Genomic DNA, 10,228 nt, shown 5'->3' with positions numbered 1-10,228 from the left:
CGATTCTGACGCCAATGCAAGTGGTGTAACAGGGCAGTACGTATTGGCTGCAGGTGATAACAACCTAACAGTAGATGCAGGTCTCGTTGAATACACAACTAAGGATGTTGCGTTTAACTTCAACGGCAGCTCTTCTGGTTCAGGTACTTACGGAAATATCCGCAGTTACACAGAAAACGGTGTAACGGTTAATGCAAGTGCTTTCAGCCGAAATGATTCAACAGGTGATTGGGATACTGCTTACCTAGGCACATTCTCAGGTGGCTTGGGTGTGACTAACCGTGGAGAAAGCGGTTCTGGTCGCAGTCATACGGTTGATAACAACGGTGCAGATGATTACGTACTGTTTGAATTCAGTGACACCGTAACTATCGATAGCGCTACATTAGGCTATGTAGTTAATGATAGTGATATGAGTGTATGGATTGGAACGGTAGATGGTGCATTTGATAGCCATTTGACCTTGAGTGACTCCGTTCTATCAAACATGGGCTTCACTGAAGTAAGTAATGGTAGCAGTAGTGCACGAGTAGCTGACCTAAACTCAGGTGAGTATGAAGGTAATGTCATGATCATTGCTGCTAAAACAACAAGCTCTAATGACTACTTCAAGATTCAGCACTTAAATGTACAGGTGAAAGAGTCTGTTTGTGACAGCGGTGAATGTGCACCAATCATCATCGAAGCAGAAGATATGCAGCGTGTTGATTACATAATCGAATCTAACTCAGCGGCTTCTGGTGGCGAGGTGGTTAAGCTTTCTGACCATGATGGTTATGTGAAAACTACCTTTAATGGAGACAGCGGTAACTATGACTTCACGTTGAACTATATCGACGAGAATGATGGTTCTGGTGTAATTAAAATTAAGATAAATGGCACAACTGTTAAGACGATCAATTTAGACCAACAGGTTGGTGATCATACTAATGGATTTGCATCAATCACGATTGAAGACCTACAGCTAAATACTGGCGATACGATTAAGATTGTCGGTTGGTGTGAAGGTTCTGAATATGCGCGTATCGATAGCATAGTGTTGAAGAACTGTGACACGACTACAAATCCAATGAACGAAGCGCCAGTTGATGGTGATGAGTGTGTCACTGTATCTGAGAACGACGGGCGACAGACATTAACGAATGCATTGGCTAACGCTCTTGATGCTGACGGTGATGCTCTAGTGGTTAAGTCGCTCGAAGGTGAAGACCTAACCAACGGTGGCGACGACTGGGATGTTGCTACCGGTAGTAATGGTGGACTTCTTTATATCTATACGGATGGCCGAGTTGAATTCGACACAAACAGTGAGTTTGATGCGCTGAACACAGGTGAAACAGCAACGACTTCTTTCACATATGTAGTCAGTGATGGAAACGGTGGCGAGAACGAGTCAACGTATAAAGTTGTTGTTAATGGCGAAGGTGCTCAGAAAGCTTCTCTAGGTGATCGTGTTTGGCATGATAGAGATCAGGACGGTTATCAAGACTCTTCTGAAAGTGGAATCAACAGTGTTCGTTTAGATTTATATAAATGGACTGGTAGTGCAACTGTATGGGCAGCTAAAACGTATACTGACTCTAATGGTGATTACTCGTTTGATAATCTAGATGAAGGTTATTACTACGTTCGCGCTGATAAGAGCACACTGCCTTACGGCTATGAGTTCACAGCTAAAGACAGAGTAACGGATAGTGCGGACTCTGATGTGAATAGTGGTGGTTATACTGCTTGGATTTGGCTTGATGCAGGTGAGCAGGATAATAACTGGGATGTAGGTGCTTATTACTGCCCAATCGTCATTGACCTGGATGGTGACGGCGTACAAACCTTAAGTGTTGATGCTGGTACTCGTTTTGATATGGATAACGATGGATCAGCTGATAGTACCGGTTGGATTTCTGGTTCTGATGCTTTCATTGTTCACGATGCTAACAGCAACGGTGTGATTGATAATCGTAGTGAGATGTTTGGCGGTGATAATACCGGTGACGGATTCCGTAAATTAGCTGCATTTGATACTAATGGTGATGGCGTAATTAACCTTTCGGATGATGCGTTCGCTCAACTTCAAGTTTGGCAGGATGCAAACGAGAACGGTATTACGGATGCTGGTGAGTTAAGTTCATTGGCTGATGCTGGTTTGGCTGCTTTGGATGTGCAATTTGAAACACGCACAGAAGGCGCTGACACTGAACAAAACGGTAACCGTTTATTGGATTGGTCGACAGCTGAACAAACTGATGGCTCTACAGTTGATCTTGTTGATGTGTACTTCGCAAAAGGCGATGGTATTGATTTAAGCAATCTCGAAAGCCTTGAGTCCTCTAGTGCTTCAAACCAGACTAACCTTAGCATGTTAGATCTTGGTATGGATCAGCAAGAGTTTGCCTATGACGGTGCGGTATCTAATGCATTTGATGTATTGGATATACCAGATATGGCTATCTTGGGTACTGCTGATGAGCAGCAAATAGTGTAAATATCTATTTGTAAGTTAAAAAAGCTCAGCGTTTTCGCTGGGCTTTTTTTGTTTCTAGAGAAGGGAAATCACGAGGGCATTCGAGCTTTTTATTGTTTGAGGTTAAGCAGATGAAATGGCGGTAGAGAGTTGCTTTACTTGCTGTAATAGTAAATTGTTTTCTGGAGCATTGCAGTTGAGCTTGTCTGCTTGCTTACATAGGAAACCGGTGATTTGTTCAATTTCGGTTGGTCTCTTTTGTTTGATATCTTGTAGCATTGAAGAATAATTTTCTGCGGTAGCATTGGCTATAGAAATAGCCATTTCATATAAGGGTTTGTCAAATAGATCTTGTCCACAGGCGGCAGCGATCATTTCTACTTCTTGACATACTGTCTGCATTTTTTTTGTAAGCACTGTATTTGATACTAATGCTCCATTCTTGCAATTATTTAATGCAGTCAATGGGTTTATGGCTGCATTAATAGCAACTTTGCACCACAATTTATGCTCGATATTAGCACTCAATGATATGTTTAAGTCACCACAAGGAGAGGGGATTAAATCGTTATAAGTCAGTGGTTTTTTCTTTGAAATCATACCAATGAGAGTTTCCCCATGCCCGGCTCGTACAACATGAAAGGGAGCATTCAGGTATGCACCATCTGTTGTTGTGGCTGCCCAAAGAGATAGCTCAGGAAAGAGCTTAACGGCTTCCTGCTGAGGCCCTAGTCCGTTTTGAAGTAGTACCACATTGGCATCACTGGTTAGTCTACCGGCGACAGATTTTAATGCACTAATAGTAGAGTACGCTTTTGTGCAGATGAGTAAGTTCTTTATGGGCGTGTTGTTTTTTACCAGCTCAGCGCCAACATTATATGCACAGCTTTCAGCATTGAGAGATTGATAAATTATTCCTTTGCTCTCACATAATTGTTGGAGGCGTTCTTTACTGCGAAGAATTAAAGTAACATCATGTTTGGATTTATAAAGCTGAGCTGCCCAAATACAGCCGATGGCGCCAGCGCCGAGAATATGCCAATGCATAAATATCCGTTGAATAACGCATCATAAAGACGTGAAATGCTTTTCAGCTTGATGCATAAGGTGAAAAGCCTCGCTTGCTTGGTTAAAATAACGTAGCTAATACTGTAATAAAAGACATTAAGGAAAACGAGTATGCCATCATTTGATATTGTTTCTGAACTGGATAAACATGAAGTAACCAATGCTGTGGATCAGGCTAGCAGAGAGCTTCAGACACGTTTTGATTTTAAAGGAGTTGCGGCTAGGTTCGAATTGAATGGTGACAATGTATCTATGGAAGCAGAAGTTGCCTTTCAACTTCAGCAAATGTTGGAAATGCTTCGCTCCAAATTGATCGCTCGTGGCATTGATATTAAATGCTTAGAAGAAAAAGACCCAGATACTTCGGGTGTTAAAGCGCGTCAAGAGCTAGCTATTAAGCAGGGGCTTGATCAGCCAGTAGCGAAGAAAATTATTAAAGTAATAAAAGATGCGAAGTTGAAAGTACAAACACAAATACAAGGTGAAAAAGTGCGTGTGACAGGGAAGAAGCGTGATGATCTTCAGCAGGCCATGGCATTATTGAAGAATTCCGATATTGATATGCCGTTACAATACAATAATTTCCGCGATTAATAGTAAAGAGGTTTATCAGCGTTGCTGGTGTAAATACACAAGGGGTCGGCGTTAAATCAGGCCGCCCCTTGAGCAGTCGCTAAAAAGCAGTATTACTTACTTTTTTTAAGCTGTTTTTTTAACTTCTTGATTTTACCTTCTTGTTTTTCAACTTTAGCTGCGCGTGCTTTGATTTCTTTTTTAACTTCTTTTGTAGATACTTTAGACATTTGAATTTCTCCGTTTAATTTCCATGAATATTGTGTTGCTGACTAAACAGTCTTAATTTTTAGACTCTTGTCCATGCTCCGCAATAAAATTACGTATAAACCGGCGTAACTCTCGAGCTGCACTCGTATCCAGTTCATCACATAATGATACAAAATCATTACGCTCATCTTCGTTGATACGAATCACAAGTTGGCTATTTTTTGGTTTCTTTTTTGTACCCATCGCCTAGGACCTCAGCAGGTAATGTGAGAAAAAGACATCAGAAAAGCGTGCTTGCATGCATATTAAAAGTACATCTTATGTATATACGTTGTGATGCATAATCTAACTTATTTACTGTAAAGTCAACGGTGTCACAAATAATTCATATTGCGCTGTCCTCAACAAGGAATGATAAAAGAAAAAGCTCCTTGATAAGTTCTTGCTCATTCGTTCTAGAGTCTGAGAAGTCTGCAGGGCAAAGAGATCCAGTGGCTATCATCTCTTTTACTTGATCACCATTCCATTGAATGACCGGTATCTTACGAGCTTTATGGATAACTTTTATATATGGGTCAGCGCGCTCCAGCCAGGCGTTTATTTGATAGGTCATGATGTATCCTCCGTGTTAGATATACGAAGAATAGGATAAACAAATATAAATATAAATGCAAATAGTAATCATTATCATTCGCGTCTAATGATGGAGGTAACTATTTCATTATGGTGATTTGACAGGTGATATACGTGCTGCCATCCATACTAAAATCAATACAGGTATTCCAAGGACGGCTGTTCCGGTGAAGAACCAAGTGTAATCGAAGCTATCAACAATTCCACCAGAGAAACCTCCCAAAAATTTTGGAAACAACAACATCACGGAGCTGAATAAAGCATATTGTGTTGCTGAATATTGAATATTAGTAAGACTGGATAAATAAGCAACAAAAGCTGCTGTCGCTATTCCTCCACTAAGATTGTCTAAAGAGATAACGATGGTCAGCATGGTAGTGTCGTGGCCAAGTGTGGCTAACCAAGCAAATAAGAGATTAGTAGCAGCGGCTAATACGGCTCCAATAAAAAGAATTCGCATTACACCAAACCGGTTAACCAAAATACCGCCTAAACCGGCACCTATAATTGTCATAACAACGCCGTAGATTTTGATGATTTTAGCCACTTCTTGCTTACTAAATCCCATATCTACATAGAATACATTGGCAATTATTCCAAGAATGACATCTGATATACGATAAGTTCCGATGAGGGCCAAAATGATAATGGCCTGTTTTCCGTAGCGCTTAATAAAATCAGCAAATGGGCAAAGTATGGCAATATAACTCCAACCCAAAAAGCGTGATAACCACGAAGGTAAATGCGCCATTTGTTCCGCTTTTTTAGTGATATCTCGTTGCTGTGCTAATGTTTCCTGGTCCATTTCAATGGCAGGAGGCTCAGCAATCACTAGGGTGGTAATCAGTCCTGTCCCCATCAGAGCGGCCATACAGAGATAAGCTACCTGCCAAGAGTCTTTGGAGTAAACTGAAGGGTCTACATCAACCCACGCTGCTAATGCTAAGACCCCTGCACCAGCAACAATCATGGCTAACCGATAACCTGCCATATAGGTAGCCGCCATTGCTGCTTGTAAACGTTCACCAGCTGATTCAATCCTATATGCGTCAATGACAATATCCTGAGTTGCAGAGCTAAAAGCGACAGCAATAGCTAGTAATGCCATGTATTCTAAGTGTAATAATGGATCAGAGAAGGCTAATGCTGACAAACTGACGATTAATAAACACTGTGATAGAAGTAACCAGCTTCTGCGCCGGCCTAACCAGCGGGCAAGGAAAGGAAGAGAGCATTGGTCAATAAGAGGCGCCCACAGCCATTTGAAACCATAAGCGAGGCCGACCCAAGAGAAATAGGTTATGACGCTTCGTTCGACACCAGCCTCTCTCAGCCAAAAAGACAAGGTTCCAAAAACCAGTAATATGGGTAACCCTGAAGAAAAACCAAGAAACAAAAGTGCAATAGCACGTGGGTGAAGATAAACCTTTAACGAGCCTAGCCAGGTATCTGGTAGCGAATCAACTGATGACATGGAGAAAACCTTCGTAATCGATGCGCGCTATTGTGTCCGGCTTGAGGGAATATGTAAACGTCATCAAAAAAGCCGACATAAAGTCGGCTTTTTTAAAACAGTGGCTGGCATTAGATGCGCAGTGCACCATCCACTTCAATGCAGCGACCGTTAACATAGTCATTTTCAAGAATGAATGTGACAGTTTTAGCGATCTCTTCTGGTGTACCCAGACGCTTAGCAGGGATACCTGCAGCAATTTTTTCTAACGCTTCTGGTTTCATGCTAAGTACCATTTCAGTACCGATGTAACCTGGAGCAATAGAAGCTGCTCGTACGCCGTAGCGTGCTAATTCTTTAGCCCATGTAACTGCCATGGCCTGTACGCCTGCTTTGGTAGCAGTGTAGTTAGTCTGGCCCATGTTGCCTGAACGTGAAACAGAAGAGATGTTAACGATACATCCTTGTGAACCTGTTTCGATCATTTTAACAGCGGCTTCACGGCCACATAGGAAAGTACCCGTTAGGTTTACGTCCATAACCAAATTCCATTGGTCCATAGACATTTTCTTAACGACTTTTCCGTCTTTTACTTTAATAAACAGACCGTCACGTGTGATGCCCGCATTGTTTACTAGTCCGTGCAGCGTACCGAAGTCAGCTACGACGTCATTGAAAAGCTTTTCAACGCTTGCTTCATCAGCAACGTTAGCGATGTATCCGCGAGCTTCAACGCCTTTTTCCATGCAAAGACCAACAGTAACATCCAAGTCTTCTGCGTTCAGGTCGGCTAGTGCTAGTTTAGCACCACGTCCTGCTAGTTCTAAAGCCATTGAACGACCTAGTCCGCGGCCGCCACCGGTAATAACGATAACTTTATCTTTCAATTCCATCGTAGGGTACCCTGTTCTATGATTGCTACTTGTCTTAATTTCTTATTGTGCACTGCAAAATATTGCAGTGCAACAAACATAGAGGGTGGTTTCTAAAATGTCTATCAGCATTTTGTCTTTAATACGGGTATGTGCGTATTTGTTGTGACAAGGTTAGTAAGGGGTGTTCGTGCTAAGTATTTGATTTTAATATTATTAAAAATAATATCTGAATTGTTGTTTATCTAAGAATAGATTTGCTTAGACTATGGTCTAATCCTTGAATATTTTTTTAGCATCTGATCTGATATACGAAATAATATAGGTTTTTATTATGCCAATTCTTTTTTTACTGTTTATTTTGATACCGATTATTGAAATTACGGTTCTTATTAACGTCGGGCAGATTATTGGTACCTGGTATACCGTTGGTTTGGTGTTGATGTCTGCTTTCATCGGCGTAAATATGCTGAGGTATCAGGGGTTGTCGACTTTAGCTCGAGCACAACAGCGTATTAAAACAGGTGAAATGCCAGCACAAGAAATGGTTGAAGGGCTCGTGCTTGCCGTCGGTGGTGCTTTATTGATAACACCGGGTTTTGTGACTGATATTATAGGGTTTTGTTGTTTGATCCCGATGACGCGTCAGGCGTTTGTTAAAGGTTTGATGAAACGCTTTAAAGTTGCGTCGATGTCAAATCAACAGTCATTTGGCCAAACCGATACGTTTGATGAGCCTAAGTTTGATAAAAACTCTTCTTTTAAAGATCCTTCGAAGCCGCCTAGACAGGGCGATATTATCGACGGTGAATTTCGCCGTGATGATTAATCTGCAAATATCTCTAAAAATATTCTTAGCGGGTGTTGAAATGCACTCGTGTGCCCCCACTTAAGATAACAACCGGTAACCAGATGGTTACGGTCTTTGACTTATCAATAGCCTTATCGCGTTTTGATTAAACCATCAGGAGAGAAATTAGATGAAAATTCGTCCGCTTCACGATCGTGTAGTAGTTCGTCGCAGTGAAGAAGAAAAAACAACAGCTGGCGGTATCTTGCTACCAGGTTCTGCTGCAGAAAAGCCGAATGAAGGTGAAGTTCTTGCTGTTGGTGAGGGTCGTGTACTTAAGAATGGTGAAGTACAGCCTTTATCGGTCAAAGTAGGTGACAAGATCCTATTTGGGCAGTATGCAGGTTCTAACATGGTTAAGATCGACGGTGAAGAATTGTTGATTATGAACGAAAGCGAAATTTACGGTGTTTTGGAAAACTAATACCAGCACTTTTACTGCTATCGTCATTTTATTATTAACGAATTAATAAGAAACAGGATTTAGAAACAATGGCTGCTAAAGACGTACGTTTTGGTAATGATGCTCGCCAGCGAATGCTGGAAGGTGTAAATGTTCTAGCTAACGCTGTTAAAACTACATTGGGCCCTAAAGGTCGTAATGTTGTATTGGATAAAGCGTTTGGCGCACCTACCGTCACTAAAGATGGTGTATCTGTAGCTAAAGAGATCGAACTAGAAGATAAGTTCGAAAACATGGGCGCGCAGATGGTTAAAGAAGTTGCTTCACAAGCTAACGATGTAGCGGGTGACGGAACAACAACAGCAACAGTATTGGCTCAGGCTATCGTATGTGAAGGTCTAAAATCCGTTGCTGCGGGTATGAACCCAATGGATCTGAAGCGCGGTATTGATAAAGCTTCAGCAGCCGTTGTTGCGCAGATTAAAGAAATGGCTGTTCCTTGTGCTGATACTAAAGCCATTGCTCAGGTAGGTACTATCTCTGCAAACTCTGATGACGTTGTTGGTCAGTTGATTGCTGAAGCAATGGAAAAAGTTGGTAAAGAAGGCGTTATCACAGTTGAAGAAGGCACTGGCCTAGAAAACGAACTGACAGTTGTTGAAGGTATGCAGTTTGACCGTGGTTACCTGTCTCCTTACTTCATCAATAACCAAGAAAGCATGACGGTTGAACTAGAACAGCCTTACATCCTATTGGTTGATAAGAAGATCTCTAGCATCCGTGATCTACTTCCAACACTTGAGCAGGTAGCTAAATCTTCACGTCCATTGTTGATCGTTTCTGAAGATGTTGAAGGCGAAGCCTTAGCAACGTTGGTTGTTAACAACATGCGCGGAATCGTTAAGGTTGCTGCTGTTAAAGCGCCTGGTTTTGGTGATCGTCGTAAAGCAATGCTAGAAGATATCGCTGTTTTGACTGGTGGTACTGTTATCTCTGAAGAAGTGGGTCTCAGCCTGGAAACAGCGACTATAGAGCATTTGGGTCAGGCTAAACGCGTTACTGTTACTAAAGAAAATACTATTGTTGTTGATGGTGCAGGTAATGCTGACGCTATCGAAGCACGTGTTAACCAGATTCGTGCTCAGATTGAAGATACATCTTCAGACTACGACCGTGAAAAGCTGCAAGAGCGTGTTGCTAAGCTAGCGGGCGGTGTTGCTGTCATTAAAGTAGGTGCAGCAACTGAAGTTGAAATGAAAGAGAAAAAGGCACGTGTTGAAGATGCATTGAATGCAACACGCGCAGCTGTTGAAGAAGGTGTTGTTCCTGGCGGTGGCGTTGCTTTGGTTCGTGCTTTGCAGGCTATCGAAGGTATGGAAGGTGACAACCACGACCAGACTATCGGTATTCAGTTGGCTTGCCGTGCAATGGAAGCTCCTTTGCGTCAAATCGTTAGCAACGCTGGCGGTGAAGGTTCAGTCGTTGTTTCTAAAGTACGCGAAGGTAAAGGTTCTTTCGGTTATAACGCTGGTAACGACACTTACGGCGATATGCTTGAAATGGGTATCCTTGACCCAGCTAAAGTTACACGTTCTGCTTTGCAGGCAGCCTCTTCTGTTGCTGGTCTAATGATCACAACTGAAGCAATGGTTGCTGATAAGCCTCAGGAAGCTGGCGCTGGAGCTGGCATGCCAGACATGGGCGG

At 42.1% G+C, this 10,228-nt stretch carries 10 protein-coding genes; 5 read left to right on the top strand and 5 right to left on the bottom strand.

The annotated features are described in order from the left end of the window. The coding region (locus QZZ55_RS19340; RefSeq protein ID WP_293269061.1) for an SdrD B-like domain-containing protein at nucleotides 1–2,482 on the top strand (2,482 nt) is incomplete at its 5' end. A gap of 102 nt (nucleotides 2,483–2,584) precedes the next feature. Here QZZ55_RS19340 and QZZ55_RS19335 read toward each other — a convergent pair. After that, a complete protein-coding gene (locus tag QZZ55_RS19335) occupies nucleotides 2,585–3,508 on the bottom strand; it encodes a 2-dehydropantoate 2-reductase (protein WP_293269060.1) in 924 nt (307 codons plus the stop codon). Nucleotides 3,509–3,640: 132 nt separating this feature from the next. On the opposite strand from QZZ55_RS19335, the gene QZZ55_RS19330 reads away from it, so the two are divergent. Continuing rightward, a complete protein-coding gene (locus QZZ55_RS19330) occupies nucleotides 3,641–4,123 on the top strand; it encodes a YajQ family cyclic di-GMP-binding protein (RefSeq protein ID WP_293269059.1) in 483 nt (160 codons plus the stop codon). A 261-nt stretch (nucleotides 4,124–4,384) separates the two neighbouring features. Here QZZ55_RS19330 and QZZ55_RS19325 read toward each other — a convergent pair whose 3' ends face one another. From QZZ55_RS19325 to QZZ55_RS19310, 4 genes are all read right to left on the bottom strand, one after another. Continuing rightward, nucleotides 4,385–4,555: a hypothetical protein gene (locus QZZ55_RS19325; RefSeq protein ID WP_293269058.1), complete on the bottom strand. Its 171-nt coding sequence runs from the start codon at nucleotides 4,553–4,555 to the stop codon at nucleotides 4,385–4,387. Nucleotides 4,556–4,697: 142 nt separating this feature from the next. Then, complete coding sequence (locus tag QZZ55_RS19320) at nucleotides 4,698–4,925, bottom strand: hypothetical protein (protein WP_293269057.1); 228 nt, start codon at nucleotides 4,923–4,925, stop codon at nucleotides 4,698–4,700. A 108-nt stretch (nucleotides 4,926–5,033) separates the two neighbouring features. After that, nucleotides 5,034–6,419: an MFS transporter gene (locus QZZ55_RS19315; protein WP_293269056.1), complete on the bottom strand. Its 1,386-nt coding sequence runs from the start codon at nucleotides 6,417–6,419 to the stop codon at nucleotides 5,034–5,036. 110 nt (nucleotides 6,420–6,529) lie between these two features. Further along, a complete protein-coding gene (locus QZZ55_RS19310; RefSeq protein WP_293269055.1) occupies nucleotides 6,530–7,291 on the bottom strand; it encodes an SDR family oxidoreductase in 762 nt (253 codons plus the stop codon). 313 nt (nucleotides 7,292–7,604) lie between these two features. Here QZZ55_RS19310 and QZZ55_RS19305 point away from each other — a divergent pair, with 313 nt between their 5' ends. The 3 genes from QZZ55_RS19305 to groL form a co-directional block, all read left to right on the top strand. Beyond that, nucleotides 7,605–8,099 carry an FxsA family protein gene (locus QZZ55_RS19305; protein WP_293269054.1) on the top strand — a complete coding sequence of 165 codons (495 nt, stop codon included), beginning with the start codon at nucleotides 7,605–7,607 and terminating at the stop codon, nucleotides 8,097–8,099. Between the two features lie 151 nt (nucleotides 8,100–8,250). Next, the gene (locus tag QZZ55_RS19300; RefSeq protein ID WP_028470489.1) at nucleotides 8,251–8,544 is read left to right on the top strand and encodes a co-chaperone GroES; all 294 of its coding nucleotides are present in this window, start codon (nucleotides 8,251–8,253) and stop codon (nucleotides 8,542–8,544) included. A 68-nt stretch (nucleotides 8,545–8,612) separates the two neighbouring features. Next, nucleotides 8,613–10,228, top strand: a 1,616-nt coding sequence (gene groL, locus QZZ55_RS19295) for a chaperonin GroEL (protein ID WP_293269053.1), incomplete at its 3' end; no start/stop codon positions are given.

Origin of the sequence: Neptunomonas sp., assembly GCF_016744175.1 — a bacterium.
Classification (GTDB): domain Bacteria; phylum Pseudomonadota; class Gammaproteobacteria; order Pseudomonadales; family Balneatricaceae; genus Neptunomonas.
Note: the sequence above shows the minus strand (reverse complement) of the source record. Positions and strands in the feature narration are given on the sequence as shown.

What these genes read in the sequence shown, in the direction of transcription:
- QZZ55_RS19335 (WP_293269060.1), bottom strand. Translation starts at nt 3,508, where the DNA reads ATGCATTGGCATATTCTCGGCGCTGGCGCCATCGGCTGTATTTGGGCA.
- QZZ55_RS19330 (WP_293269059.1), top strand. Translation starts at nt 3,641, where the DNA reads ATGCCATCATTTGATATTGTTTCTGAACTGGATAAACATGAAGTAACC.
- QZZ55_RS19325 (WP_293269058.1), bottom strand. Translation starts at nt 4,555, where the DNA reads ATGGGTACAAAAAAGAAACCAAAAAATAGCCAACTTGTGATTCGTATC.
- QZZ55_RS19320 (WP_293269057.1), bottom strand. Translation starts at nt 4,925, where the DNA reads ATGACCTATCAAATAAACGCCTGGCTGGAGCGCGCTGACCCATATATA.
- QZZ55_RS19315 (WP_293269056.1), bottom strand. Translation starts at nt 6,419, where the DNA reads ATGTCATCAGTTGATTCGCTACCAGATACCTGGCTAGGCTCGTTAAAG.
- QZZ55_RS19310 (WP_293269055.1), bottom strand. Translation starts at nt 7,291, where the DNA reads ATGGAATTGAAAGATAAAGTTATCGTTATTACCGGTGGCGGCCGCGGA.
- QZZ55_RS19305 (WP_293269054.1), top strand. Translation starts at nt 7,605, where the DNA reads ATGCCAATTCTTTTTTTACTGTTTATTTTGATACCGATTATTGAAATT.
- QZZ55_RS19300 (WP_028470489.1), top strand. Translation starts at nt 8,251, where the DNA reads ATGAAAATTCGTCCGCTTCACGATCGTGTAGTAGTTCGTCGCAGTGAA.